Origin of the sequence: Acidithiobacillus ferridurans (genome assembly GCF_003966655.1) — a bacterium.
GTDB classification, from domain to species: Bacteria; Pseudomonadota; Gammaproteobacteria; order Acidithiobacillales; family Acidithiobacillaceae; genus Acidithiobacillus; species Acidithiobacillus ferridurans.
This window is the reverse complement of the sequence record NZ_AP018795.1, coordinates 450,628-475,788: the sequence shown is the minus strand read 5'-3', so window position 1 is coordinate 475,788 and position 25,161 is coordinate 450,628. Positions and strand designations below refer to the sequence as shown.

General features: G+C 55.3%; 27 protein-coding genes and 1 tRNA gene. 8 read left to right on the top strand and 20 right to left on the bottom strand.

Annotated elements, in window-relative coordinates:
- Positions 1 to 14: 14 nt before the first annotated feature.
- The 11 genes from AFERRID_RS02340 to AFERRID_RS15255 form a co-directional block, all read right to left on the bottom strand.
- Entirely contained in the window at positions 15 to 2,048 is a 2,034-nt protein-coding gene (locus AFERRID_RS02340) for an O-antigen ligase family protein (RefSeq protein ID WP_226833110.1), read from the bottom strand.
- A gap of 130 nt (positions 2,049 to 2,178) precedes the next feature.
- The gene (locus AFERRID_RS02335; RefSeq protein ID WP_226833112.1) at positions 2,179 to 2,439 is read right to left on the bottom strand and encodes a PIN domain-containing protein; all 261 of its coding nucleotides are present in this window, start codon (positions 2,437 to 2,439) and stop codon (positions 2,179 to 2,181) included.
- A gap of 42 nt (positions 2,440 to 2,481) precedes the next feature.
- Positions 2,482 to 3,411 carry a glycosyltransferase family 2 protein gene (locus tag AFERRID_RS02330; RefSeq protein WP_126604300.1) on the bottom strand — a complete coding sequence of 310 codons (930 nt, stop codon included), beginning with the start codon at positions 3,409 to 3,411 and terminating at the stop codon, positions 2,482 to 2,484.
- A gap of 178 nt (positions 3,412 to 3,589) precedes the next feature.
- A complete protein-coding gene (locus AFERRID_RS02325; RefSeq protein ID WP_126604299.1) occupies positions 3,590 to 4,531 on the bottom strand; it encodes a glycosyltransferase family 2 protein in 942 nt (313 codons plus the stop codon).
- A 159-nt stretch (positions 4,532 to 4,690) separates the two neighbouring features.
- A complete protein-coding gene (locus AFERRID_RS02320; protein WP_126604298.1) occupies positions 4,691 to 5,890 on the bottom strand; it encodes an O-antigen polymerase in 1,200 nt (399 codons plus the stop codon).
- Positions 5,891 to 5,948: 58 nt separating this feature from the next.
- A complete protein-coding gene (locus AFERRID_RS02315; protein WP_126604297.1) occupies positions 5,949 to 7,418 on the bottom strand; it encodes a flippase in 1,470 nt (489 codons plus the stop codon).
- The gene (gene galE / locus AFERRID_RS02310; RefSeq protein WP_126604296.1) at positions 7,415 to 8,416 is read right to left on the bottom strand and encodes a UDP-glucose 4-epimerase GalE; all 1,002 of its coding nucleotides are present in this window, start codon (positions 8,414 to 8,416) and stop codon (positions 7,415 to 7,417) included. Before galE ends, AFERRID_RS02315 begins: the two co-directional genes overlap by 4 nt.
- 16 nt (positions 8,417 to 8,432) lie before the next feature.
- Positions 8,433 to 8,837, bottom strand: a complete 405-nt coding sequence (locus tag AFERRID_RS02305; protein WP_126604295.1) for a hypothetical protein — start codon at positions 8,835 to 8,837, stop codon at positions 8,433 to 8,435.
- 15 nt (positions 8,838 to 8,852) lie between these two features.
- The gene (locus tag AFERRID_RS02300) at positions 8,853 to 9,413 is read right to left on the bottom strand and encodes a Uma2 family endonuclease (protein ID WP_126604294.1); all 561 of its coding nucleotides are present in this window, start codon (positions 9,411 to 9,413) and stop codon (positions 8,853 to 8,855) included.
- A complete protein-coding gene (locus AFERRID_RS02295; protein WP_126604293.1) occupies positions 9,410 to 9,772 on the bottom strand; it encodes a MarR family EPS-associated transcriptional regulator in 363 nt (120 codons plus the stop codon). The genes AFERRID_RS02300 and AFERRID_RS02295 overlap by 4 nt, the downstream gene beginning before the upstream one ends.
- Before the next feature lie 7 nt (positions 9,773 to 9,779).
- Positions 9,780 to 9,947: a hypothetical protein gene (locus AFERRID_RS15255; RefSeq protein ID WP_197722469.1), complete on the bottom strand. Its 168-nt coding sequence runs from the start codon at positions 9,945 to 9,947 to the stop codon at positions 9,780 to 9,782.
- A gap of 679 nt (positions 9,948 to 10,626) precedes the next feature.
- On the opposite strand from AFERRID_RS15255, the gene AFERRID_RS02285 reads away from it, so the two are divergent.
- Complete coding sequence (locus AFERRID_RS02285; RefSeq protein ID WP_126604292.1) at positions 10,627 to 11,346, top strand: HipA domain-containing protein; 720 nt, start codon at positions 10,627 to 10,629, stop codon at positions 11,344 to 11,346.
- Positions 11,343 to 12,155, top strand: a complete 813-nt coding sequence (locus AFERRID_RS02280; protein WP_126604291.1) for a hypothetical protein — start codon at positions 11,343 to 11,345, stop codon at positions 12,153 to 12,155. The genes AFERRID_RS02285 and AFERRID_RS02280 overlap by 4 nt, the downstream gene beginning before the upstream one ends.
- On the opposite strand, the gene AFERRID_RS02275 is transcribed toward AFERRID_RS02280, so the two are convergent.
- From AFERRID_RS02275 to AFERRID_RS02240, 8 genes are all read right to left on the bottom strand, one after another.
- Complete coding sequence (locus tag AFERRID_RS02275; protein ID WP_126604290.1) at positions 12,152 to 12,448, bottom strand: GIY-YIG nuclease family protein; 297 nt, start codon at positions 12,446 to 12,448, stop codon at positions 12,152 to 12,154. The genes AFERRID_RS02280 and AFERRID_RS02275 overlap by 4 nt on opposite strands.
- Positions 12,435 to 14,243: a hypothetical protein gene (locus tag AFERRID_RS02270; RefSeq protein WP_126604289.1), complete on the bottom strand. Its 1,809-nt coding sequence runs from the start codon at positions 14,241 to 14,243 to the stop codon at positions 12,435 to 12,437. The genes AFERRID_RS02275 and AFERRID_RS02270 overlap by 14 nt, the downstream gene beginning before the upstream one ends.
- A 9-nt stretch (positions 14,244 to 14,252) precedes the next feature.
- Positions 14,253 to 14,690 (bottom strand): helix-turn-helix domain-containing protein, encoded by a 438-nt coding sequence (locus AFERRID_RS02265; RefSeq protein WP_126604288.1) that lies wholly within the window; start codon positions 14,688 to 14,690, stop codon positions 14,253 to 14,255.
- Positions 14,687 to 15,826 carry a tyrosine-type recombinase/integrase gene (locus AFERRID_RS02260; RefSeq protein ID WP_126604287.1) on the bottom strand — a complete coding sequence of 380 codons (1,140 nt, stop codon included), beginning with the start codon at positions 15,824 to 15,826 and terminating at the stop codon, positions 14,687 to 14,689. Before AFERRID_RS02260 ends, AFERRID_RS02265 begins: the two co-directional genes overlap by 4 nt.
- A gap of 310 nt (positions 15,827 to 16,136) precedes the next feature.
- A complete protein-coding gene (locus AFERRID_RS02255; protein ID WP_226858175.1) occupies positions 16,137 to 17,075 on the bottom strand; it encodes a YifB family Mg chelatase-like AAA ATPase in 939 nt (312 codons plus the stop codon).
- Positions 17,076 to 17,078: 3 nt separating this feature from the next.
- Complete coding sequence (locus AFERRID_RS02250; RefSeq protein WP_113526517.1) at positions 17,079 to 17,342, bottom strand: accessory factor UbiK family protein; 264 nt, start codon at positions 17,340 to 17,342, stop codon at positions 17,079 to 17,081.
- An 11-nt stretch (positions 17,343 to 17,353) separates the two neighbouring features.
- Complete coding sequence (locus AFERRID_RS02245; protein WP_126604286.1) at positions 17,354 to 18,541, bottom strand: FAD-dependent monooxygenase; 1,188 nt, start codon at positions 18,539 to 18,541, stop codon at positions 17,354 to 17,356.
- Entirely contained in the window at positions 18,531 to 19,763 is a 1,233-nt protein-coding gene (locus AFERRID_RS02240) for an FAD-dependent monooxygenase (RefSeq protein ID WP_225981799.1), read from the bottom strand. The genes AFERRID_RS02245 and AFERRID_RS02240 overlap by 11 nt, the downstream gene beginning before the upstream one ends.
- Before the next feature lie 129 nt (positions 19,764 to 19,892).
- Between AFERRID_RS02240 and AFERRID_RS02235 the strand changes: the two genes are divergently transcribed.
- The 5 genes from AFERRID_RS02235 (at position 19,893) to ubiD (ending at position 24,339) form a co-directional block, all read left to right on the top strand.
- Complete coding sequence (locus AFERRID_RS02235) at positions 19,893 to 20,708, top strand: TatD family hydrolase (RefSeq protein ID WP_113526519.1); 816 nt, start codon at positions 19,893 to 19,895, stop codon at positions 20,706 to 20,708.
- A complete protein-coding gene (locus tag AFERRID_RS02230; protein WP_113526520.1) occupies positions 20,708 to 21,454 on the top strand; it encodes a tRNA threonylcarbamoyladenosine dehydratase in 747 nt (248 codons plus the stop codon). Before AFERRID_RS02235 ends, AFERRID_RS02230 begins: the two co-directional genes overlap by 1 nt.
- A 110-nt stretch (positions 21,455 to 21,564) precedes the next feature.
- Positions 21,565 to 21,957 (top strand): SCP2 sterol-binding domain-containing protein, encoded by a 393-nt coding sequence (locus tag AFERRID_RS02225; RefSeq protein ID WP_113526521.1) that lies wholly within the window; start codon positions 21,565 to 21,567, stop codon positions 21,955 to 21,957.
- A 12-nt stretch (positions 21,958 to 21,969) separates the two neighbouring features.
- Positions 21,970 to 22,842: a phosphate/phosphite/phosphonate ABC transporter substrate-binding protein gene (locus AFERRID_RS02220; RefSeq protein WP_113526522.1), complete on the top strand. Its 873-nt coding sequence runs from the start codon at positions 21,970 to 21,972 to the stop codon at positions 22,840 to 22,842.
- Positions 22,843 to 22,866: 24 nt separating this feature from the next.
- Complete coding sequence (gene ubiD, locus AFERRID_RS02215; protein WP_126604285.1) at positions 22,867 to 24,339, top strand: 4-hydroxy-3-polyprenylbenzoate decarboxylase; 1,473 nt, start codon at positions 22,867 to 22,869, stop codon at positions 24,337 to 24,339.
- A gap of 112 nt (positions 24,340 to 24,451) precedes the next feature.
- Here the strand turns inward: ubiD and AFERRID_RS02210 are convergent.
- Positions 24,452 to 24,525 (bottom strand) — tRNA-Gly (locus tag AFERRID_RS02210).
- 113 nt (positions 24,526 to 24,638) lie between these two features.
- Here AFERRID_RS02210 and AFERRID_RS02205 point away from each other — a divergent pair.
- Positions 24,639 to 24,941 (top strand): ArsR/SmtB family transcription factor, encoded by a 303-nt coding sequence (locus AFERRID_RS02205; RefSeq protein ID WP_012537155.1) that lies wholly within the window; start codon positions 24,639 to 24,641, stop codon positions 24,939 to 24,941.
- Positions 24,942 to 25,161: the final 220 nt, after the last annotated feature.

The following is a 25,161-nucleotide window of genomic DNA, read 5'->3' as shown; positions in this document are numbered from 1 at the left end:
AGGGCATGCTTCCGTCAACTTTTCTTCATGGACAATAACCATGCGATCGCCGGATGGTAGTCCGGATTCTCCCGTAGCAATTGCACCAGTGTCGCCATGGTTGCCGACTTTTCCCCCGCACGCCACTGGGTCAGGGCGATTTCCATCTGCAAGTTGCTGCGCGGAAAAGGAAAGAGTGGCCGCTGCAAACCAGCGCGCAAAAAAGCGATGGCTCCGTTCACATCCCCGTGCTGGACGAAAGCCAGTTGCGCGACCTGGTTGCGCAAACTGATGCTCTCAGGATTGATGGCGAGGCCATGGCGCCATGCCAGCAAGGCCTTGCGCTCTGCCTGTACAGGACTCAGACCGAGCAACTGCGCATGGGTCAGATAAAGACTGCCGATGGAATTGAGCACCCCCGATTGACGGGGAATGCCCACCAGACTCTGTCGGTATTGTTGCAGCGCACTTTCCACCAGCGCCTTGCGATGAGGTGCATTAAGAGACTTGTCACGCTCAGCCAGCGACAGATAGGTATTGGCCAGATAAACATGGGGCTGGGTAGCCAGCGGTCTCGCCAAACTGATCCAATCTGCAGCCTTCAGTAAAAACACCGCCCGTTGATTACTGTTGGGAATCACCTTATTGAGCCAACCATTACTGCTGAATAGGGCGAATGTCGCGCCGTCCGCCAGCAGGTTCCAGGAGGCCACCACCACCGCGACAACCATCACTGCCTGGGCAATTGCCCCATGATGGATACCGATGCGGGGCAAGATCGGCGCAGTCTCCCCATGATAGCCATAGATTCGCCACGCCCGCGCCAGGAATAATCCCGCCAGTACACTGAGGGGCAGGTTATAAAAGATGAAATTCCCCAGGGCATGTCCCGTAATGGCAAACACCCCCAGTACCAGACCAAGGGCTTCCAGACGCCGCCCTTCGGGCAGATTCAGGGATTTCCCGGCCTTGTAGAGTAACTTATAGAGCGCGTACATCAGCGAACCGGCAAAAGCCAACAGAAAGCCCAGATTGACCAACCCACCTTCCGCCAGATATTCGATATAATCGTTGTGTGCGTAGGTGCCAGCAGATGCCAGTTCCCCAGGGAGCCGATAGGCGGGATAGTAGAGGAAATAACTGCCTAACCCCGTGCCCAGCCAGGGATGGCTGAGAAAGATGTGCCAAGTGGCCAGCCACATAAGGCCACGAGCTACTGTAGAGCTGTTGTGGTCGATATAACCTGGAGCTAGATGGCCCAAAATATCGTAGCCTTTTGCATAATTCATCAACAAAAAGGCCAGCAGGGCCAAGGCGAAGACCATCATCCAGCGCGGGAACGAGCCAGCCTGTCGCCTGAAGCCCCACAGTGCAAAGGATAAGGTACACAACCACGCCAACAGACCACCCCGGCTGCCCGTGGAGAAGAAGGCCAATAGCACAACAGTGATGGTGGCCAGGTAAAAAAGCCCGAGAAGATCTACCTGACGACCTAGAAACCAAACCTTTCTCTGTGCGTCATACGCAAAATACACGGCAAGCAATGGAAAGAACAACAGATTGAGCCATGCCGCAAAGCTATTCGTATCGAGCAAGGGGCCATTGGGGCGCAAACCTGTCCAGCCGATACCTTGCCCCATCCATTGGTAATACTGCCAAAGCGCCATACTGCTCAGCACCCAGGCACTGGCTATCGCCCCCCACCATAACCAGATCCAGGCGCGCTCCTGTACGGCATCGGGCATCGTGACCCAAATCAGGAACCCAAGCGGCAAAGACCCCAGAACCCAGAAATAAAACCAACTGCTATAGGGTACACCGCTCCAGAACAGCGTAACACCGAACCAGAGGAGCCAGAGCACCATGAACGTTGGCAGAAAACCACGCGGCCAGGCCAAGCCCCTGCGCAAACGTGGCCACCATACCCAAGCCCCCCATAGAAGATATACGATCATGCTGAGAGCCAGCAACGGGATAATCTGCCCGTTGTAGTACCAAGACAGCAGGTAGGCTACGAAGGGTAACAGGGCGTACAACCAGGGACGCGACACAGGGGTAGAAATAGGCAAAAATCCTCCGCAAAGACGATATTCAAGCAACTGATAGACTAATGTTAAACGCTACGCAGGTCGCTCAGCCATCAAGCAAGCATTCGCCCATAGCGGTATCCGATCCTCAGCGTTCGCTACTTAAATTTTCCTAAAAATCTCCCAACAAAATAATGCGCCCTTCTGTTTGGGCCTTGGCGAAGTATCGCCGGTCGACGGTTACCAGCACCGCTTCGGGATGAAGCAAAGCCAGCGCATGGTACAAAGTGTCAAAAAGATGATGCCCGTATCGCCGGGAAAGGGCGATGGCCAGCGTATACAGTTCCGGCCCTTCGGCAACCCGGAAATCCAGTTGCAGCAGGTCGTTCATATCCTCCCGGGCGGTGTCGGGTTTGGCACGCGCCAGCACCATATTTCACCGCGCCCCCTTGTCCATTAAGACGTCAGCCACACCCTACCCGCGCTTAGCCCAATAACCCCGGTGCATACTCAGCTTGCGTTTAATGGATAAGGGCAACGATAATGAGCGCTGGCCAAGTTTGTATCCCAGGTATTTGGCCAGGGTGCGAACAAAAGCAGAAGGCAACAACCAAGGCGCATGATCTTTGAGGTAGGCAAACTCGGAACGCACAAAGCGTCCACCTTCCCCTTCTGGTTTTCCAAAATCCCGAAGAATCCACGCCTGGTCCTGATGCATCACGCCAATGTCAAAATAGCGCTTAAACTCCTGCACCACACTATAGGCGTGCGAATGCCACACCTGGGCCTCGGCCACATAGGCAACCGCCCAACCCGCCTGCAGCATACGAGCGGCCACCACCATGTCTTCACCCAGAATTAGGCTTTTGGGAAAGCCCCCAACAGCCGACAGCACCTCCGTGCGGTAGGCCGCAAAGGAATTGGAGGTGAAGGCTGCCTTGATACCCATGTGCGCCTTATCTGCAAGGGTTCGCGTGTTCGATTGAGGTGGGTAGTTGAAAAGACGAGCGTGAGCTTCGATGGCGTTTGATCCCTGTCTGGGCAACTGTCTCCCATATGCGGTGCCCATGTTGGGATCGGAGAATGACGCCACCAACCGCGCTAATGCATTGGGTGACGCCAGCACAGCATCTTGAGTGAGGTAAACCAGCACATCAAACGCCGCCAGTCGTTCGGCAGCCATCTGCCGCGTACCCCCGTGGTCGAATTCCTTCTTGGCGATGCGTACTACCTCATAACCCATTTGTTCAGCCAACTTATCCGACCCGTCCGATGAGCCAGAGTCTAAAATCATCACGTGGTCGGTCTGGGGGACCTGCTGGCGAAGCGCATTGAGGCATTTCAGCCAGACTTCGCCACCGTTTAACGTCGGAATGATCACTGCAAAGGATCCTGGAGATGTCATATGCCTGACCTTAAATCCACCTTATCTAGACCATAATATGCGATATTAATAAAATGCATACTGATTCAATATCAAAAAGAAGGTGGATTGGATTTGACTGCCATCAATTACCGAAGTCTTTCGTCCTGTAATAACATGTTTCTGCATTGCGCACCTTTGTAGCAACAAATATCAGTTTTCATCTCGTCAACGGCCCCTCAATTCCCTTCAGGCCATGCATTATTCCTAGAAACATCATGCGTAACGTCCGAATACGGTGCGGATGAAATACGACCATAAATATAAAAAGTTGCACGAGTCTAATCATATCGACGCGCCGCCAATCGGAACACGGATAATCGCGGCGCCGAATAAGTATACTATTGCGAAAAACATAATAATATCGAAAGGGTTTATGAATAGGAATGTCGCGCCAACGACCAATCCACAAACGGACACGACTTTCACCTAAGGAATGCGTCATAGCAGCATCGCAATGGCCCCATGCATAATATCCTTTTGATCTAGCTCGCAATATCCATTCAGTATCGACGTGATCAATAAATAACCCTTCGTCCATAAAACCAACTGTATCAAAAATCTTCGACTCAATTAGGGACCCGGATGCGATAAGAAAGTCAACAGGCACTGCGCGATCTCCTGGCTTGCATGCTATACGGCTCGTACCAAACCTTTTGAAGCAAACATGTTTCGAAAGATGCCCACTCTTGCTATCTTTGAATCTTGGCCCTATTGCTGCAATTTTTTCATTTTCATTATTTTTCAAGTCATGAAAAGTAAGCAGCAACTTATTAACCATAGTTTCCTCAGGAATACTGTCTTGATCCATCAGAAGGACAAACCCACTACCATGTTGCAAAGCCCAATGAATTCCCACATTCTGCGCCGCAGCGATACCACGATTCTCTTGCAAGGAAATTGCATGGATATTATCTTTACCCAAAGATGCCACCCAGTTAGACATATTGTTGCCGGAACCGTTGTCAACAACGAGCACCGACTGGACTTGTGACCATGTCGCCTCTATCACGTCAGACAATATCACAAGGTCTGGATTAAATGTTACTATTATTGCAACAATGAAGGATTTGTCGACTGGGACAACCTTAGAAGTGTTCATGCCGAAATCTCTCTTCAGACTAAATGTAACCACGACTTAAATCTCGCATGCTATAATAATCAATCCATTATATCACAACGGCGCACCAACCCGAAAAATGCAGATGAAACTCATACTAATCAGGCTATTTTACGCCTGAGGTCCGGCATCATTAATCAATCAAGTTACCCTATGGCGCACACCACGATAAATCACTAGCAATAATATAATTTCTAACAAGAATGACGGTAGAACAAACATGTTAAAAAATAGCATAAGTAATAATCCGGATGACCAGATGGCATACAAAATACGCACGAAATGATCGTTCCTCTGTTTTGTATAAAAATATATTAACGAACTAATCATTCCGATTATAAAGTTGTAACCAAGCACTCCTGGCCATCCGAAATCAACATAAATAGTTCCCAGATATGTAGAAACAGTATTTTGCGCATCAGGAAAATAATTTTGTATTATATTATTCCATATTTGTGCTGCCGAGTGACTAAATAAGTAACGATGCAAGAACCCAGGTACTAGCGTAAAAAGAGTAACTTCGCCCATCTTAAAGTTATGAAAACTACTGGACACTAGCGAAAATAAATTTTGAAGCGGCATGGAAATATAAGCCAATACCCAAACTATGCCAGAGGGCCAACTATAAAAACATCTACGTATAAGAAGCGCAGTATACATGGTGTTTGTGCCAGTCCTTAATGCGCCGATCCAACCCATTACGAATATAATAATAACCGCAGATAACAAAACAATAAGAAAATTTTTAAAGGTTATCTTGCCTCTATTTTTTATCGCTCCAACAAGTATAAGTTGCAATATTCCTTGTATTATTGGCCCTCGCGCACTGTATAACATTAAAATTCCAAAAGATATAATGGCAACACCATATTTATATGAATTATCTTTATCATACAGAGCCAGAAGTGGTGCTAACATAAAAACAGAAAAAATAATATTTTTAAAAGAACCATAATTCATATAAGTATAGTTAGAAGTAATACCAAAAACGAGGTCGACAAATGGCGGATAACCAAACATAAAGTAATTATAAACAACGACCGTTAAGCCTAGCAATAAAATTAACTTGATGTGCTTTCTGATTTGATATGCAACATAATAATAACCATCATTTGCAAGTAGTATGCGAACAGGCTTTGCAGCGCCTTTTTTCCGAGGAAGAACGCGAATGAACAGTGTGCCAAGTGCGAACGCAACCCATGAGATAGGAAAGATAGCCATCTGTAAAACAGACAGATCCTGAAGACGCAGCAAAATATAGGAAACTCCTACGGAGAAACACGCAATCTGTAGTAACCATACATAAGAAAATAGCGCCAATGGCGACAAACTGACACGCATGTCTCACCTCTTTCATGCTTCCAAAAATTACGAACGCATATAGTTTCTAAGTAACCGCTTAATTCTTTCGTGAATACCTTAATAGTACTCGCCGTCTAAATCCGATTTGTATGTCATGGGGCAAGCTGGTAAATGACCAACCTAAACTACTGACAACCAACATAACAGCCAACCCCAAAAATAGAACAGTATCACCAGGTAGTTTAACACTCACTATGAAGGCTCCGATGACGATAAGTATTCCAGCGGCTGCATGTTTAAATGCGGAAAAAGTCTGGGACGCCCAGAAAAGTAGCAGGGCATCCACAAAGACACGCATATCCCACGCCCAAGCTGCACCAAGCACTCCATATCTGTCGATAAGTTGCCATAGAATGACAATATACGGCACTAGCTCTAGGACATGAAACTTGGCAGGCAAATCGGGGCGCCCACTACTCTGGAGATAGGTAAAAGGAATAAAGGCCAAGGTATTTATCCAGAGGCCAAGAAGCAAAATTTGCCCTACTGGAGATGCTTTTCCAGCTAACGCCTCGCCCACCCAAATGATGAGAAATGGTTTTATAAGCAGCAAGCTTACCACCACAACCGGAGTCATGATAGCGGCAATAGAAATCAGAGCTCGTTCAGCTAGATGCTTTGCTTTTCCAGGCTCTTCCATAGCAAGCCTTGGGAATAATGCAGTTTGTAGACTGGCGGGGAGAATGGAGAGGCGCAGCACAAGATTGAAAGGCACTGTGTAAGTCGTGACAGCGACCATACCTAACTTGGCACCGAGAAGAAAACGATCAAAAACGGTTAGAATCGGACTGACTAGTCCAGTAACCGTAATCCATCCACCGTAGTGAAGCAAGGATTTTACTTGACTGATGGCAAACCGAGGGCGTGGAGATAGTGGTACATAGCGATAGCACAAGGCAAAGAGTAACAAAGCACTCAATAGACGCCCAATAATGGCGGCGGCTATCAAGTAAGGAAGCGTTATCCATCCCGCATAGGCCGTTCCTAAAGGAAAAAGCTGAAAGAGTACCGTACCGAAAACCTGTGCACTATTGAGAGCGGTAAATGCTTGGCGTCCTTCTAGTGCACCCGCAAGCAGTGATATAATTATAGCAAGGGGCAAGGCAAGCGCCAGCCACGGCATGGCGTTTGCTGCTTCAGTACGCAATGCACCATGAATATTGAGGACATGAGCAAACAGCCATCCGCCAAGCAGATAGAGAATAGCCCCACCAACAAGTCCGGTTACTGCACTGATTGCTAATCCGGTCCAAAAAACACCTTGTCGATCCTCTGCAGAAGCATCGTGAAGGGCTGCGATACGATTGGCGACTGCGCGCCCAAATCCTAGGTCGAACACACCAAAATAACCCAGAAGAAGCCAAACTATGGCCAGAACACCGTAGCGAGCTTCGCCGATAAGGTTGAGAAAAAGAGGTACTGTAATTAGCAAGAGGGCGCTTGATATGACAGCACCCGCTAGGTTGATCAAGGTTGATCGAGCAATGGATGGATGCGGAATGGTCACCTAACACCAAACACTGACGTATAAATCTGCTCCCACTCCCACGCATGTCCCATGATGGTCTCAAGGTCCTCAAATCGTGGCTGCCAGCCCAGTTCTCGCCGTGCCTTTTGGCTATCGGCCACGAGCACAGCCGGATCACCAGCGCGACGTTCCTGGACGATCTCCGGAATGATCTGACCCGTCACACGGCGGGCTGTGTCAATGATCTGCCGCACAGAAAATCCGGTACCGTTGCCCAGGTTGAAGATGTCGCTGCCGCCATTGGCCAACAGATGCTCCAAGGCCAGCAAATGCGCACTGCAGAGGTCCCAGACGTGAATGTAATCCCGAATGCAGGTGCCATCGGGTGTCGGGTAGTCGTTCCCATAGACAGCGATATGATCGCGACGTCCGCTGGCGGTCTGCAGCACCAGAGGGATCAGGTGGCTTTCGGGGTCGTGGCGCTCCCCCAGTTCGCCTTCTGGGTCAGCCCCGGCGGCATTGAAATAACGCAGACAGACCGAGCGCAGGCCGTAGGCACGGTCGTAGTCCCCCAGCATTTCTTCCACCATCCGCTTGCCGCGTCCGTAGGGATTGATCGGACGTTGGGGGTGTTGCTCATTGATTAAGGAGGCTTCGGGTTCGCCAAATATGGCCGCTGTGGAAGAGAAGATAAAGCGCCTTACCCCGTGACGGAGCATGGCATCCAGTAGGTTTTGGGTGTTGGCGACATTGTTTCGGTAATAACGTGCGGGTTCATGCATCGATTCGCCCACCTGACTGAGGGCGGCAAAGTGCATGACGGCAGCAATGCTATTTTCGGCAAATATCCGGTCGAGTAGGGCTTGATCGGCCAGATCACCTTCTATGAGGCGCCCGTAATGCACGGCATCCCGAAAGCCCGTAGAGAGGTTATCGAGCACGATGACTTCATGGCCACTCTGCACCAACATCTTAACCATATGCGAGCCGATATAACCGGCACCGCCGACGACGAGAACAGGGAAAAGCGCTTTCATACCTAGCCCACTCCCATTACGCTCTACCTATTCCAATCCGCGCCTGCCGATGGAGGAATTCATCTGCCGTGGCGTTAATCTCCTTTTGGTAATGCGTCTCCGAGGCTCTGTTCTTGCGCGCATACAGAAACATGAGTTCCATATGCGAGACCATCAGGATCAGGATGCGCAAACTTTCCTTCCCTCCATCCTTGTCGGCGGAAAGCTCTGGCTGTGCGTAATCCCTGCAAATGTCTACTAATTCACTGATCTGGCTACGCAGCTCATCGCAGAGCCCAAAAAAGTGATCATCGTTGTCCATAACCGCACCCTGGATGCGCGCGACCAGATGGACGATCTGATGGTTTATCTCGGAAAAGGACTCCCTCAGCACTGCGCGGGAAGGAGCATGTCGGATGATGGGAATGATGTTATTGCTCATCAGTTTGACTCCAATTCAGTCCACCCATAGGCCCGAGAGGCAAAGGGGGATGGCGGCGAAGGGATCGATAGTGGCCACGTCATCGCCTCCCCAAGTGCCCAGGAGTAGCCATCGGCCTCCCTGGTTGGCGTAGGCCTCCAAAGTACGGGCGTCGGGGTCGATGAGCCAGCAGTGGGCGACACCAGTGGCGGCATAGTGGGGCAGTTTGAGGACGCGATCGGTACGGGCGGTGGCCGGGGAGAGCACTTCGCAGACCCAGTCGGGAGCCATCTCGAACCACGCGGTTTTGGGGAGTGCGGGCATCTGCTCGCGGCGCCAGCCGACGAGGTCGGGAACGAGGATGTCTTGGCTCAGGTGTAGCTCGGGTTTGTCGAGTATCCACCAGCCGCCGGGGCCACCGCCTTCGCCCTGATCGAAAGGCGTCCCCACTTTGTTGCCAAGCACCGAACGGGCTCGTGCATGAGCTGGTGCCGGACGGGGATGGGTATACAGTTGACCGGCAATAATCTCACCCACGACGTTTTCGGGCAGGCCGAAGAGGTCTTCGTAGGACGCGAGGCGCTCGGCGGTAGTCACGCCGCCCCTCTACCGGCATCGAGGCCTGACGCGGCAAGATCGTCCACTTCCAGGCGCAGGGCGGCGATCTCCGCCCGGAGGGCGTCGTATTCGGCCATTTTCCGGTGCAGGAAGCGAACGGTGACCCGTGCCTTTTCCTGGACGCCTTCGGGCGTCAGCAGGTAGGCGTACACCGTCTTATCGGGGTTCCGCCGGAAGTTCCCCGCCTTCACCCAGCCCTTCTCCACGAGCGCTTTGATACAAAAGTTGGTTTTCCCCACACTTACGCCCATGGCGACGGCCAGGTCGCGCTGGGTGTATTCCGTATGTTCGGCAATGAGTTTCAGCAGCCGGTAGCGCGTTGCGTCATCGAGTTTCATCGTATGCTCACGGGATGAATATGGGCGCGAGCATAGGTGCCAGCGGTTGGGGTGTCAAGTGTGTGGCTGGGAAGCGATAGCGATGCTGGGTTCCTTCCCGCAGTTCCATGCCGATGTTCCAGCCATTCTGACCCAGGTGAGCGGCGTTGGAGGGTAAGTCCCCGGTTTCCGACATTCTCCCAGGTTTTACTGTGCTGCTCCGAGAATGTATGGCTGTTGGGGGCATGGCTGATAAACCCCGAGTAGGCCCAACCGACGCCCCCTTCGCTACGAGCCAGGAGAGTGACATGAGGTCGAGCAGTCCCCGGCAAGCAACGCGGCGAACTGCAACCGCCGAAACGACCGCGCAAGCTGGGAGTGCAGGCGCGTGCTTTACCGCATGGTTACCGACGAGTCATATGGGAAGCGTGTGTGCCGTCTGCGCCCCAACGAGGGCGTGGCGGTACGCCGCTGACTAGGACGTCCGAGGCCTTTTTTCTGGTCGCCAGCGCAAGGCCGATCGCGCATGGATGCGCGAAAAGGCTTGCTGAGCACGACGACTCTCCTCCCGAGAGTCGGAGTTATCGAGAGTGCACACGTCCAGAACGAGAGGTACATAGCCGCACCCACAAGAACTTTCAACAACATGGCCTACCGAATTCTCGGTAAGTTGGACCTGAGGCTACCCACATGAAAACGTCGAAACCAGCAGAAAACCGTTAAGAGGCGGGTCCCGGTTGCTTTCCCGTTACGATTTGGCATACTTGGTCGTGGGTTGGATACCGAACCAGAGGGTATCCGTGCGTCGCACTCGAAAATTCCAGGCACCATAGGGTGGGTGCGGTATCCAGAAAAGGTCACACCATGGACTACTGATGCAAACCTATAAAATCCGCCGCATTTCCGGAACCCGCAAGGCAGGCGTCACTATGCCCTCCGTGTGCACCCTGGATGCCGCCTTGAAATTCGACAGTACCGAATCCCCCCATTGTGTCTACAACGAATACGTCGCCCAGCGCCTCGCGCAAACCTTGCACGTCCCGATAGCCGAGGGTGTTCTGACGACCACGGGCGACGGCCCGGCCTATGCAAGTCTCTTGGTGCATTCTCCCGGAATCAATTTGCCGGACGTGCTGGAACCGCAATTGGATCGCATCGCCGCTACCTATCCCAATCAGGTAGCGGCCCTGGTCGCCTTCGACCTCTACATTGGTAACGGGGACCGCGCCCGCAACCTCAAGGCCTCCCTGGTGACTCCGCATGTGCGGCTTTTCGCTGCATTCGATCACAGCCATGCCCTGCTTGGGGCGGAGTCTGACCCTGTGACCAGCATCCGCAAATTAGCGGTGGGGGAACCCATTGTGCGCCGCCACCCATTCTACGGGCGCGTCCAGGCCGTGTATCTGGACACCTGGGTCAAGCGTATCGCGGCGTTGCCGGACGGCTATGTTCGGGAGTGCTGCCGAATGGGTAAACCCTTCCGTGGCGTGTCCGAAGAGTGGCAACGCTCCCTCGCAGATGCCATGATGAAGCGAAAAGAGGCATTCCCTGCCATCGTGCAGCGGCATGTTAGTTTCATCGGGAGTCGTCCATGATCGTGGAATACCGCCTCTTGCAGTACCGGGAGTTTCCAGAGCGCCAGGAGGGCCGCAACTTCGCGTTGCTGGCCAGAGCAGGGGGACAGACCCATGTGCGTGCCGTCGGTATGCAGCGAAATGGGGCCATTGATCTCAGCTATTATCGCGCGATCGCTCCCCGTCAGATCAACGAGCACTGGGTGTTCGGGGAGTGGTTGCAGTGGTTACAAGACCTCGCCACCTGGAATGATGCCTGGAATCCGGAAAACCTTATTTCAGATCGGATATTGGACCAGATTGCGGCGAATGGACGACAGATTGTTACGACCCCATCTCGCTTTGAGGATTGGCCAGATATCAACGATGTGGACATTTTGCTCGATAGCCTTGAGGAAAGACTTATTGGCACAATGACAAAACCGCCAGAGAAGCCCTTCTCCGAATGGATTGACGATGTCTTCAGCACGTCTGAATTGGTATATCGTAAAGGGTTCGCGCGAGGGGTAGAGGTGGCCTTTGAAATGCCAGGAGGCAAGCCTTTTGTAACCACCTTCCCCTACGCCATCACGGAAGAGCCGCGTATGGGATTCAAGGCCATCGCGTTTCATGGAGCGAAGAAAGACATCCAGCAAAAGGTCAACGATGCCCTAATCAGTTTCCAGCGGGCCGTGGAGTCCGGGTTTCTGGTAAAAGAACGATGTATCGTCCTCACGCAGGCCATCCCCAAGGTCAATAAAATCTATGCGGAGGAGTTGGAGGAGTTGGCGCAATTGGTGAATGTGACGGCAAAGGACGCGCCCGACCTCTTGCGAAAGATGGCCGCTTAATCACTACCGGATAAGGCTAAATTGCTCACGTTTTGCGCACAGGCCGCTGCCCAGCGCCATTTTTCCAGGCAGGAAAGCCCCTTTATCGTGAACTCAGCCTGCGCCGCACTGCGGTGGTCAGGATAGGCCCGGCGGGCGAGCAATCGTACCGGTGGATTCATGCGCGTATATCGGGCGCCTTTGCCGTTCATATGCTGTTGATAGCGTTTTTCGACATCCAGGGCGATGCCGGTGTATATGCCGCCACCCCGGCACTCGATCAGATACACCCACCATGTCCTATCGGCTGGCAACTCTGGCCTCCACTTCGGCGGTGAGCCTTGGGTCAATCATTTGGAGATATTTGACGGCCGTGTAGTCGGTGATCCCAAAGGCCTTGACCAGCACTTTGGGGTGCCGTAACCCGCCGAGGTAGGCGTAGTAAATGGCGGTAGTAAACAGACTGGCCGCTGTCACGCCCTGTTTCTTGAGGTAGTAGCTGACAATGGCTTCGTGCAGGTGGCCGCCATGACGACGTCCCGGAAAGAGCCAGTCGGTGTCATCGGTATCTTCCATGGTCGCCAGCGCGCGACGCCGCTCCAAATAGCGGGCCAGGAGATGACCCACGCGCGGGTCCAGGGTAATCTCGGTGCGCCCGAAAATCACCCGATACATCCCGTCCGTGGCACCCTGCGCCAGATCGGTTAAGCGCAATCGGACGAGACGTTTGGCAGTTTGCGCATACAGCAGCATGAGCGTGCTGATCAGGGAGGCCTTGAGTACATCGTCTGCAGGGTTGAGCCAGGCCCGGAGCAGGCTGGTATAACGATCCCGATCCAGAATAAGGCCCTTGGGCAGATTGCGTTGCACGGACTCGATCTTGAGCTTGCGGAAGAGTTTTTCCTTGCGATTCAGAAAACGCACGAAGGCGCGGATGCCGTCCCGATAACCGGGGTGCTCCACCAAAAAACGGTCCAGTTGCATCTGCTGAATATGCTGTACCCCCGCCGCCGGGTCGATCTCCAGAAAATCCAGAAATATTTTTGCCGCCCGTAGCGCAGTGGTCACTGTGCGCGGTATGAAACGCTGTTGCTTGCCTTGCCACCCTCGGGTCCGGTAGCGGGCATTGATTTCTGCAAGGTGGGCGTGAAAACGCCGTAGCAACCCCGCATACCATTGGCCTTCGGATGCCGTCAGTAATGCGATCTGCGCGGCTTCGGCGCTGGCCGCCTGCAGGGTTTCGTCGCTAAAGGCGGGTACGATGCCATGGCGTATCAGATAACTTTGTGGCACCGCGTAACGGCGCAAACCTTCCCGTCCCAGAGCCATAATGAGCTTTTCGGCGGTGATATCGCCGGGGGTGATGAACAGGGTATCGAGCTTCGCGAAGTACAGAAAATACTTTTCCAGGCGCATGGCCGCCGGCTGGGCACCGACGCGTTCCCGCAATTCCAGCGTAAACCCGGAGAAGGCTTCCTTGGCCCAAGGGCGGGACAAGAGTGCTACGGCGCTGCGCATGCGCTTTTCGACAGAATTTTTCCAGTAACACGCCTCGCAACGGGTTTTGCTGTGGGCGCGTCCTTCCTGACCGCATTGCGGGCAGATGAAGGGGCCTGTGCGTTCCAGGCATTGCTTGCAGACAATGCGCCCCTGACTATCCGGCCCTGCCGGGCGCCGGTGTTTGCCACAGGAAGGACAGGTGATATAACTTTCGCGCCGACAATGGTTGCAGACGGGCTCCGTGAATCCCTCCTGAAAATCCCGAGAGAGCCGCAGACTTTTCTGCCCACAGACCGCGCAAGCCTGGGGTTCCTTGTAATAACGCACACAGGAGGGGCACACCACCCCTTCCTCCACCGTGAGGCCGGCGCGAGGTACGGGTTTGCCACAGCGGATACAGTACCGATCCTGGGCCTTGCAGGAACGACAGGTCGCCGGTGTTTTGCCGCCCAGTGAACGCATGGTTTTTCCGCACTGGACGCAAGGCACTTTTTTGAACTCGCGGGCATAGCAGGTCGCGCAATAGGCCACGCCGTCCGTTACGGCGACGGCCTTGGCCATCGACCGACCACAACAGCCGCAGGTTTTATGCGCTTTGCCGGGAGTCATGGTTGGCGCTCAACGTTTAGGCCGCTCAGGGATGGGGAGGGCCGTGACTTTGGGGCCTGTGACATTCGTGCTGATCGGTTCCCGCGTCCGGCGGATCCCGCGTTTGGGCGATGAATCCGGTGTCGCGTCATCGGTGGAGCGCGCATTGGAAACGGTGTCAGAAGGGTGACGGTCATCAATGTCCTGTTCCATGGGCGGCGGACGACGCCGGGCTACCCGTATCAGATCACTGACCTCACAACGCAGAACTGTGGTCAGTCCCGCCAGGACTTCCGAGCTGATACGTGTCGGCAGGGCATCCACTATTCGACTGAGCTGTGTCGTCGAAATCTCGACTCCCACCTCCTCCAGTTGCTTGCGCAGTTCGGTAACGGTCTTGATGCGGCGTTCGGCCATCATCACGCGTACACGCCATTCCAGTGCATTGAGTGTCGCCAATTTACTCATTCCTTATCCTCATTCTTGCCCAGTAAAGCGTCCAGTTGCGAGCCAATCGCTCGGGTGATTTCCTCGTTTACGAATTCGTCGGGATGGTGCATATATCCTTGAGTCGTCGCCTGATAGGTGTGCCCGTGCTTGCGGCGTACCATTTCCCCACTGAAGCGCTGGGATTCATGCGTGACCGAAGAGTGACGGAGGCAGTGCGGCGTAAATCCATGGTCCTCCAGTCCGGCCAGGGCGATTCCATGCTGAAAGCGCGCCTCAAAGGTCGATAAGGCGATGCGGCGGCCACGCTCCGAGAGGAAAAGTGCCTTCTCATTCGCGTTTGAAAGGTCCATAAACAGTGGGCGTATCTCCTGAATGTACCAGGTCAACAGGGCAGAAGTCGGCAAATGTGTGAGCGGTACCATCCGATGCTTCGGACCACTGCCCCGGCTACCTTTACCCCAGACAGAAACAAACCCGTATGCCCCCAATTCAGGGATATCCGGATTAGGCTGGAAGGAAGAGACATTCAGCCCGATGACTTCGGAAGCCCGCAGCCCCGCCGCATAGGTCAAATAAAACATGGCTTTGTCTCGCTGCAGGGGGCGCAGATCTTTCGTGTTAAAGCTGGCGGCTTCAGTAATGGCAATATCATAAGCGTTAAAAAACTGGTCAATCTCCGCATGGGTGAGAGCCGGACGCTCGCGGATCAGTTCCCGTTCGGAAATATGGGGAATGCAGTTCTCTGGATGGCAGATCTGTACCAGATCGACGCCGTACTCCCGGTGCACGGCATTGCGGAAGTTAAGGTTCTCTATCAGGTAGGCGAGAAAACTCCGGATTGTACCCTGATAGTGCCGCTGGGAACTCACGGCCAGGGCGCGCACCACGCCGATCTCATAACTCCACTTTTCAAAGCCTTCTTCGGTCCAGTACCACGGCGCCTTGCCACTGAACTGAAGGAACTCCAGGATGATGCGGGTATCTCGATCCACACTCTTGTGTTGATGCCGTAACGCACCCAGGCGTCGGGTGACGTAGGCTTCCAGCATTGTCCGAAACAGCACTTCGTCCTTGTCGGGTAGACGAAAGACTGGCGGTGCCATAGTCGCGCCCTGGTGCGACTCGGGGATGGATCTCAGCTTGCGGGTGACCATGACGCGTTTGCAATCTCCGGAAAGTGGAAATGCCCATGTAGACACTGTACACCATGAAGATATGTTTCGTAAAGGGCATTAAAACATCACTAGATGAAAAATACATGCACAATGCCATCAAATCAACCTGTAAACATGAGAATCTTCCAACTCATTGAACCTATGGGGGATACCCGGATTGGTGAGAATTTCCAATATGGGAAAGACGCATGCGGGAAACCTGCATTTTATGCAGAAAATGCAAAAGGATGAAGTCTATTTTACATTTAGAAACAGCATATTGGGAATGTGTCGCCTGATATTATAAAAATTATTGGCAATATTGTAAGGAAGGCATTTCGTCCAGGAAAAGAATGCCGTGATGTGCCAGACTGATTTCACCGGGGCGAGGGTGCGAACCACCGCCCACCAGCGCCGCTGAAGAGGCACTATGGTGGGGGCTGCGGAACGGACGTCTGCCCCACTGACGGATATCGAAGCCGTCCCCTTGCAGGCTGTGGATGGCGGCTACTTCCAGCGCCTCGCTGCGGTGCAGGGGCGGTAACAGGCCGGGTAGTCGTGCTGCCAGCATGCTTTTCCCGGTGCCGGGCGGGCCCGACAGGAGTAGGTGATGACCACCCACCGCCGCAACAATCAGTGCCCGCTTGGCCGATTCCTGACCACGCACATCGCGCAGATCGAGGTACGGAAGGGCCGATTCGAGGCTTTCCGCATCGCAGACGACTTCAGGTAGGCGATCCGTACCGCGCAGGTGGGCGGCGGCCTGTGCCAGGTTCGCGCAGGCAAAGACCGGAGTACTTTGGGCAAAGGCGGCTTCCCGGGCATTGCCTTGCGGCACCAGAATGGCGTGTCCGGCCTGTCCCGCCGCCAGTGCGCTGGAGAGCGTGCCCGTCACCGGACGCAGGCTGCCGTCCAGCGCCAGTTCACCGATCATCTCCAGCTTTTCCAGTGCGGCCGCAGGAAGTTGCCCGCTGGCGGCGAGAATACCGATGGCCATGGGCAGATCGAAGCGGCCACCTTCCTTGGGCAGGTCGGCGGGGGCCAGATTGACGACCATCCGTCGTGCCGGAAACTCGAAGCCGCTGTTTTGAATGGCGGAACGCACCCGGTCCCGGGCTTCCTTGACCGCCGTTTCAGCGAGACCGACGACGGCAAAGGTTGGCAGGCCGGGACCCAGATCGCATTCCACGGCGACGCCTGCTGCCTGTATCCCGGTCAGGGCGCGGCTGTGGACTATCGCCAGCGGCAAGGCTCAATCCTTGCTGGCGTCTTCGTCCAAAGCGGCCTTGGGTGCCAGGGCGTCGAGGCGAGCTTCCAGCGCGGCAACCCGCGCGGCGAGGCGGGAGAGCAGTTCCCGCTGCACATCAAATTCGTCACGGGTAACCAGATCCAGACGATCCAGCGTATTGGCAAGCATGGCACGCGCCTGCTTGTCCACGTCTTCCTTGACGGTCCCCAGTCGGGCAATGGTGTCGCCAATGGCGGCGGCGATATCGTCGGCAATACGGTGTTGCATCTGCAATCTCCTTAAAGGCCCATGGCCTGACGGATAAGAAAACGTTTGACCGGAGAGATGACACCAGTTCCCAGCATCCCCAGGTCGCGCAGCCGGGCGAGGCCGCGACTGCGGTTGGAGAAGAGGTGACTGAGGGCACCACAAGCCAGTACAGTGACGAGATTATCAGGCCGCCGAGCGCTTTGATAGCGGCGCAGTACGGAGGCTTCGCCCCAGTCGTCGTGATGCTCACGGGCGGTGGTAATGGCCGCTATCAGTTGTTCCGCATCACGAAATCCCAGATTTACCCCCAAACCCGCCAATGGATGAACACCATGGGCGGTATCCCCCAGCAATACGCTGCGCTCCCCGATATAACGGCTGCTGTGCAGGCCAGAAAGCGGATAACTGCTGCGTCGTCCGATCTCCTGGAAATGCCCCAGTTGCGGTCCAAACGCCTCGTGCAGTTCGCGCAGAAACCGCGCATCATCCAGGGCCATCAGGTGGCGCGCACGGGCCTGTTTGGCACTCCAGACGATGGAGGCGCGGGCACGTCCGTGGGCGTCGTCACTGAACGGCAGTACCGCCAGCGGGCCGGTGGAGAGGAATCGTTGATAGGCGATGTGGCGATGAGGCTTTTCAATCCAGACGGTGGCGGTGATGGCGTCCTGCCCATAGCTTTCCCGGAATATCGGTGCCTGAATGAGCGCCTTGCGTAACGGCGACTGCCGACCCTCCGCAATGGCCAGCAGAGTGCCGCGGGATTGTGTTCCAGAGGCATCGGTGATGTACATGGCCTTGCCATCGGGGGCAGCGCCGGTGATTTCCCGCCCGTAGCGAATATATAGCCCGGATTCTTCCAGCGCCGTATGCAGGGCCTGCTCCAGGCGGCGATTCTCGATAATGTACCCAAGCAGGTCTTCCCCGCCTTCCTCGGCGTCCAGATGAATACCGCCGGAGTCTTCCGCATCCCATACCCGCATGCGTTCCACGGCACTGCCAAGCAATGCGGGATCAACGCCCAGGCTGCTCAGAAAACGCACGGACCCGGTGGCGATCAAACTGGCGCGGTCGAAGGGGTCTGCCGCGGCACATGCCGCAGCACTGCGCTTTTCAAACACCGCGATACGCAAGCCCGCTTGCTGGGCTGCCAGGGCCAAGCTGGCACCGACCATGCCGGCGCCGGAAATGACAAGATCATAGCGAGCATTATCGGACATGGTAGCCATCCGTAACCAGATCCGGTATGGCGCTTTGTACCGGGAGATGAATGCCAGCCAGTCGCGCCGCCAGTTCCCGTTTGCCCAGCGATGTCTGGTCCAGCAGAGTCAGAGCCGCAGCCCGTGCCAAACGCAGCGGCAGACGTGGACTGCTGAACAGACGGTTCATGGTCTCGGTAAAGGCAATGGTCTCCAGCCGGTCACGGCGACGAGTACGGGAGTAATCGGCCAGCAGGGATCTGCTTCCCGGGTCGTCACCACGTTCAGCTGCCTCCCGTAACAGGGCGCCCAAAGTCAGCACATCCCGCAATCCCAGGTTATAGCCTTGCCCGGCCAAAGGATGCAGGGTTTGTGCGGCATTCCCCGCCAACGCCAGGCGCTGGCCGGGTTCAGCCCATAACCGCTGGAAAAACAGAGGATAGACACTGCGCGGACCGGTTGTGACCAGTGGCGGTAGTGACGAAGGTCGCTGGCGGTTCAAGGCCACCAGGAAATCCGCATCGGAGAGATCCAGGACGCGACTGGCATCCCCTGGGCGCAGACTCCAGACGATGGAGAACTGGTGCTTGCCGATGGGCAGGAACGCCAGCGGTCCGCTCTCCAGAAAATGTTCGAAAGCGATGCCGGGCAGGGGCTGCTGCGGGGTCACCGTGGCAATGATGGCGTGGCGGTTGTGATCCCAGCCCATGCGTCGCAGACCGGCCAGCCGTGCGATCTCGCCATGGCCGCCATCCGCAACCACCGTCAGTGCCGCCTCTACCCGCAAATCCGGCCAGTCCAACTGGACCCGGTCCGGAAACCACTGTAGGGCCTGCAACGGCCCCGGCGATTCCTGTTGAAGGGTGCGACAAGTTGCCAGTGGCATGGCCAGTGCATCAGTCAGGGTCTCCAGACCGACCACTTCTCCCAGCCTTTGCTCGGGCGCGTTCAGCAGACTGTGTTCCAGAAGTACCCGTCCACTGATGCCCTGTTGGGTGATCTGCACGGTCCGAATAGCGGCGGCATCGGCCAGAGGCATGGCCACTCCCAGACGGCGGAGCAGACGGTGACTGCCCAGGGCCAGGGCGAGGGTTCGCTCCGTCAGCCGCGGTCGTGCCTGGGCAAGAGGGTAGGTATCCAGCATCAGCACCCGCAGCGGGCTGTCCGCCAGTGCCAGAATCAGACTGCGCGCCACTGGACCGTTACCCAGAATGGCCAGGTCTGTCGTCAACGTACGCATCATTTCCCCCGCATGGTCTCTATTTTATCCAGCCATTTAAGACCAAGATGCCCTTTGCAGCAAGTGCTGAATTTCCTGGTCCAGCAAAGGGGGCACGTTTACTCCCGGGTTCTGCCACCGTAAGATCGGCAGATGTCTTCGTTTGATGCTGGCGCCGAAAAGTTCGCGGACCTGTCCGTGCATGGTCTGGTAGACAGTCATTGCCACTTGGATGACGCAGCCTTCGACGATGATCGTGATGCGGTTCTGCGCCGTGCAGACATGGCCGGGGTCCGCAAAATGGTCCTCCCCGCCTATACTCCCCGGTATTGGAGGCGACTCAGGGAAACCTGCCACCGCTGGCCCGGACTTTTTCCGGCCTATGGTGTGCATCCCCTCTATCTGGAGGATCGGCATGGCCAATGGGAAGCGACCCTGGCAACTTTCCTCGCCGATGCGGTCGCTTTGGGGGAAATCGGACTCGACGCCAGCGCGGGCGCGCCTGACGCCGCATGTCAGCGTGCCGGTTTCACGACTCAGCTCGCCATGGCGCAGCAACTGGGCTTACCTGTCATTCTGCATGCGCGGCAGAGCCTGGAAGAAATGCTCCTGACCCTGCGCCGTTTTCCCCGGTTGCGCGGGGTGTTGCACAGCTTCTCAGGCAGCTTCGTTCAGGCTCAGCGATTGACGGATATGGGGTTTTTACTGGGGCTCGGCGGTGCCTTTACGCATCCTCGCGCCCAGCGTTTGCGGGCGATGGCGGCCACACTTCCGGCGGAATTTCTACTCGTAGAGACGGATGCCCCGTGGCAACCGCCCCATGCGCATCCCGGCGCTCGCAATGAACCCGCATATCTTCGCGAAATCATCGCTGAACTAGCGCAGTTGCGCCATACTCCGGTTCAGGAAATTGCCCGGATTACCGCGCAAAATGCCCTTACCTTATTTCATCTTCAGGACATGTCATAATGCCCCATCCTTTTGCTCGTACCGAAATTCTCCTGGGCGCTTCCGCTGTCGCAGATTTGCGTGACCGCCATGTGCTCCTTGCCGGCGTCGGTGGCGTTGGCGGTTATGTCGCGGAAAACCTTGCCCGTGCCGGGATAGGGCATATCACGCTCATTGACCACGACGTGGTCAGTATTTCCAATATCAACCGGCAGGTCGTCGCCCTGCATTCCACGCTGAATCAGCCCAAGGTAGCGGTAATGGCGGCGCGGATTCGGGATATTTATCCCGACTGTGTGCTTGAAACCCGTCAGGAGTTCATCAGCGCAGACAATGCCACACGCCTGCTGGCGGACAGCGGTGCGGAAATGGTCGTGGATTGCATTGATGCCATCGCCTGCAAAGCGATTCTTATCCAGGCGGCGCAGACCCTGGGTTTACCGGTTTTTTCCAGCATGGGGGCGGGCAATCGTCTCGATCCCCGCCGGGTCCGTGTCGCAAGACTCAACCAGACGGAAAAATGCCCCCTGGCCCGTGAGTTGCGCGCGCTGCTACGCAAGAATGGCGCGTCCCTCGACGTGCAGACCGTCTTTTCCGATGAATCCCCGCGCCGGGCAGCCCCTCCCGTGGAAGTATCCAGCGCGGGCGGGCGAGCTAAAACGGTCAACGGCACCATTTCCTTCATGCCCGCGCTCTTCGGGGTGGTACTGTCCGGTATTGTTCTCCAGCATTTGCTGGCAACTGGCGAAAACCTCAATGACGTCTAAATAGGAATCCGTAGGGGCCATCCGGTAAATTCATATTTACTAATATTGTGAAAGTGATGATGTCATCGGATGCTTTGATGGTAACAGTATTGAGCGCGAGGACTCTGATTATGGTAGCAAAATTTATGAGTACAGAGTGGATTCGTCTCGTCGGCAAGCAGTGGGATACTCATCCGGAAATTCAGAAAGATCTGAAAAACTTCAATGCCACCTGGGAGTATTATATTGAAGATCGCCCGGATATCCCTCACGTCATGTTGTTCTGCAAGGCGGGGAAGGTTATCTATGCGGGACCTTCCGACGGGCGGCGCCGCGACTTCATCATGTGGACAAGCATGGACTACTGGCAGAAAATCCTGTCGGGAGAGATCAGCGGGAAATCGGCCTTGATGACTCGACGACTGAAGTTTAAGGGATCCATGATGACGGCCATGAAATATATGACGCCGTTTAATATCCACCTCAATATTCTCGGTGAGATACCGGTAGATTTTGATATCTGAGGATAATAACGTATGCCATCTCCTAAAATCTCTAGTGGGGCCACCCTGAATTTTACGGTAGATCCGAATTACTCCGGAAAGAATCTCCCGGGGTGGTTTTTGATGAACACCTATCTGCAGCGGCATCTGGGTCAGATAATGCATTTCCAGCCGTATGACGGCTTTGACGCCTGTCGCGCCGCAGTGCTCGACAACCATTACGATCTGGTTTACGCCAACCCATTCGACTGGGTGCAATACGTACAAAAAAGGGGTTTTATACCCATCGCCAAACCCCGGGACCATTTTGATGAAGTATACTTATGCACCGCAGCGGCCGGTCCGGTACGGGAGGTTGCGGATTTGTCGCCGCGTATCCGCATAGCCTCTGCCCATCCCGCCACACTGGTTCACATGGTGGGTTTGTTTCTGCTGGATAAAGCAGAGATCGACCGGGCACGCCTGGAATTTGTCTTTACCGGCAGTTACCAGGGGGTGCTCAAGGCCATACTACAGGGGCAGGCGGATGTCGGTTTTTTGTTTGACGAAGTCTATGCCGGCGCAAGCGGCCTGATTCGTGATAGTCTGCGCATTATAGACCGTTCTGACGATGCCTTCGCGTTCCATGCATTCTGTGTTGGCCCACGATTATCGGCGCAGCGGGATCTGCTTACCCGGATACTTTGTCAAATGGACCAGGAGGCGCGGGGGCAGGTATTATTGCAGGATATCGGTTTTTCCGGTTTTGTGCCGGTAAGCGCCGAAGAGGTGGCGTGCCTGACCATGCTTACCGAAGAATACATCAGCGGCCACGAGGCCATCGATCTGCGCACGACTTCGTCTCTGGCCATCGATGACAGTGCCTTTGTCGTTGCCCGTGAGGACCCCGATAGCGGGACAAACTAACCTGGCTGTGGTTACAATGTATCCATGAGCTACCGTGACCTCCGCGCCTTTTTGGCCGATCTCGAAAAGCGCGATCTATTGCGCCGGTTGAGCGTGCCCGTCTCTCCCAAACTGGAGATCACGGAAATCTGCGACCGAACCTTGCGGGCGGCAGGGCCGGCCATTCTGTTCACCCAGCCCATCGGCTACGACATGCCGGTGCTGGGCAACCTGTTCGGGACGACGGAACGCGTGGCGCTCGGGATGGGGGGCGAATCCCTGGCGGATCTCCGGCAGATCGGTCAGTTACTGGCCTATCTCAAGGAACCTGACCCGCCTCGCGGCCTGCGCGACCTCTGGGACAAGTTGCCCACCCTGCGCAAGATCCTGTACATGGCACCGACCACCCTGAGTCGCCCTCCCTGCCAGGAAATCATCCTGCGCGGAGATGAGGTCGACCTTGCGGCCCTGCCGGTGCAGACCTGCTGGCCAGAAGACGCTGCGCCGCTCATGACCTGGGGCCTGACCGTGACCAAAGGGCCACACAAGCGACGGGCCAACATGGGTATCTACCGGCAACAGGTCATTGGTCGTAACCGGGTGATCATGCGCTGGCTGGCGCACCGGGGAGGGGCCCAGGACCTGCGTGAATTCCAGAAAGCGCACCCGGGCGAGCCATTCCCTGTTGCCGTAGCCTACGGCGCCGATCCGGCAACGATCCTGGCGGCGGTCATTCCTATTCCCGATACCATTTCCGAGCACCAATTCGCCGGCCTGTTGCGTGGCGGGCGTACTGAGCTCGCCAATGCCCTGAGCGTTCCGCTACAGGTGCCCGCGCGCGCCGAGATCATCCTGGAAGGGCATATTTACCCGGATGACATGGCGGTGGAAGGACCTTTTGGAGACCACACCGGCTACTACAATGAGGCCGGGCGTTTTCCGGTGTTCACCGTGGAAACCGTCAGCCACCGCGAAAATCCTGTTTACCACAGCACCTATACCGGCCGACCCCCCGATGAACCGGCCATACTGGGTGCGGCCCTCAACGAAGTCTTCGTGCCCCTGCTGCAGAAACAGTTCCCGGAAATCGTGGATTTTTATCTGCCGCCGGAGGGCTGTTCCTACCGTCTGGCCGTTGTTAGTATCCGCAAGGGTTACCCCGGTCATGCAAAAAGAGTCATGTTCGGTATCTGGGGCTTTTTGCGACAGTTCATGTACACCAAGTTTATCATCGTGGTGGACGAAGACATCGATGTGCGCCGTTGGGAAGATGTGATCTGGGCGATGACCACCCGGATGGACCCGGTGCGCGACATTACCCCCGTCGAAAATACACCCATCGATTATCTCGACTTCGCTTCGCCGGTTGCCGGACTTGGTGGTAAAGTGGGCATGGACGCCACCAATAAACTGCCCGGAGAGACTACCCGGGAATGGGGTCGCCCCATCCAGATGACTGCCGTGGTGCGCCAACGAGTGGATGACCTGTTGCTGGCGCTGGATCGGCCGCTGTTCTAAATGCGCATTGAAGGGGTGCGGGGTTCCTTAAATACTCATATGGGGTTATTCTTAATCATTGATGAGTATTAAAGCAGGCGTTGTGGCGGTGACCTGAACCTTGTATGTGAAGTGGAGCGGGTGATGGGAATCGAACCCACGCCATGAGCTTGGGAAGCTCAGGTTCTGCCATTGAACTACACCCGCTTGTGGTGGATTCTATGCGGATAGACAACAAAAGGCAAGGTGACCGCAAGCACCGCGGTTTTTGGTAATTATAAGCGAAGTCAATAAGATACTATACACCAAGAGGCATGATTATGGAACAGTTACCAACCCGTGAAGAGGATATTGAGCAGGCCTCCCGTTCCCTGAAGGCTATGGCGCACCCGCTGCGCCTCAAGGTTTTGTGCGTGCTGGGATCGGAAGAGATGAGTGTGCAGGATATCGTGTCCGCTGTCGGCACTACCCAGAGCAACATCTCCCAACATCTCGCCATTTTGCGTGAGAAAGACATTCTTCGTGCCCGTAAGGATGCCAACAAGGTGTATTACCGTGTGGGTGACCCCCGTACCCTGCGGCTGATTTCCATGATGAGCGATGTTTTCTGCAGCGTCCGTTGAACGCTGCCGCATCAGTACCGAATGGCGGGAAGGATGGAACCCTGGCCATTAGGGAGGCACTTGAATGTGCATGAGTTACATTATAGAATAATATTCTGATGTGCTTATGTTCGCCACTGTGGGCGCAGCCATTGATGCCCGGTCGGAATCGACGGTTCGTCCACGGTGGGGATTCGTGCTGGTATGCGCGGACCTTGCAACATTGGGTTGTCCGAGCTTT

Coding starts and splice junctions, on each gene's coding strand:
- AFERRID_RS02250 (WP_113526517.1), bottom strand. CDS start 17,342: ATGCAACACCGTATTGCCGACGATATCGCCGCCGCCATTGGCGACACC.
- AFERRID_RS02320 (WP_126604298.1), bottom strand. CDS start 5,890: ATGCGTGTCAGTTTGTCGCCATTGGCGCTATTTTCTTATGTATGGTTA.
- AFERRID_RS02240 (WP_225981799.1), bottom strand. CDS start 19,763: ATGATGCGTACGTTGACGACAGACCTGGCCATTCTGGGTAACGGTCCA.
- AFERRID_RS02335 (WP_226833112.1), bottom strand. CDS start 2,439: ATGGTGCTGGCGCGTGCCAAACCCGACACCGCCCGGGAGGATATGAAC.
- AFERRID_RS02325 (WP_126604299.1), bottom strand. CDS start 4,531: ATGAACACTTCTAAGGTTGTCCCAGTCGACAAATCCTTCATTGTTGCA.
- AFERRID_RS02265 (WP_126604288.1), bottom strand. CDS start 14,690: ATGAGTAAATTGGCGACACTCAATGCACTGGAATGGCGTGTACGCGTG.
- AFERRID_RS02280 (WP_126604291.1), top strand. CDS start 11,343: ATGATCGTGGAATACCGCCTCTTGCAGTACCGGGAGTTTCCAGAGCGC.
- AFERRID_RS02245 (WP_126604286.1), bottom strand. CDS start 18,541: ATGTCCGATAATGCTCGCTATGATCTTGTCATTTCCGGCGCCGGCATG.
- galE (WP_126604296.1), bottom strand. CDS start 8,416: ATGAAAGCGCTTTTCCCTGTTCTCGTCGTCGGCGGTGCCGGTTATATC.
- ubiD (WP_126604285.1), top strand. CDS start 22,867: ATGAGCTACCGTGACCTCCGCGCCTTTTTGGCCGATCTCGAAAAGCGC.
- AFERRID_RS02295 (WP_126604293.1), bottom strand. CDS start 9,772: ATGAAACTCGATGACGCAACGCGCTACCGGCTGCTGAAACTCATTGCC.
- AFERRID_RS02285 (WP_126604292.1), top strand. CDS start 10,627: ATGCAAACCTATAAAATCCGCCGCATTTCCGGAACCCGCAAGGCAGGC.
- AFERRID_RS02225 (WP_113526521.1), top strand. CDS start 21,565: ATGGTAGCAAAATTTATGAGTACAGAGTGGATTCGTCTCGTCGGCAAG.
- AFERRID_RS02260 (WP_126604287.1), bottom strand. CDS start 15,826: ATGGTCACCCGCAAGCTGAGATCCATCCCCGAGTCGCACCAGGGCGCG.
- AFERRID_RS02305 (WP_126604295.1), bottom strand. CDS start 8,837: ATGAGCAATAACATCATTCCCATCATCCGACATGCTCCTTCCCGCGCA.
- AFERRID_RS02330 (WP_126604300.1), bottom strand. CDS start 3,411: ATGACATCTCCAGGATCCTTTGCAGTGATCATTCCGACGTTAAACGGT.
- AFERRID_RS02230 (WP_113526520.1), top strand. CDS start 20,708: ATGCCCCATCCTTTTGCTCGTACCGAAATTCTCCTGGGCGCTTCCGCT.
- AFERRID_RS02235 (WP_113526519.1), top strand. CDS start 19,893: ATGTCTTCGTTTGATGCTGGCGCCGAAAAGTTCGCGGACCTGTCCGTG.
- AFERRID_RS02270 (WP_126604289.1), bottom strand. CDS start 14,243: ATGACTCCCGGCAAAGCGCATAAAACCTGCGGCTGTTGTGGTCGGTCG.
- AFERRID_RS02205 (WP_012537155.1), top strand. CDS start 24,639: ATGGAACAGTTACCAACCCGTGAAGAGGATATTGAGCAGGCCTCCCGT.
- AFERRID_RS15255 (WP_197722469.1), bottom strand. CDS start 9,947: ATGTCGGAAACCGGGGACTTACCCTCCAACGCCGCTCACCTGGGTCAG.
- AFERRID_RS02220 (WP_113526522.1), top strand. CDS start 21,970: ATGCCATCTCCTAAAATCTCTAGTGGGGCCACCCTGAATTTTACGGTA.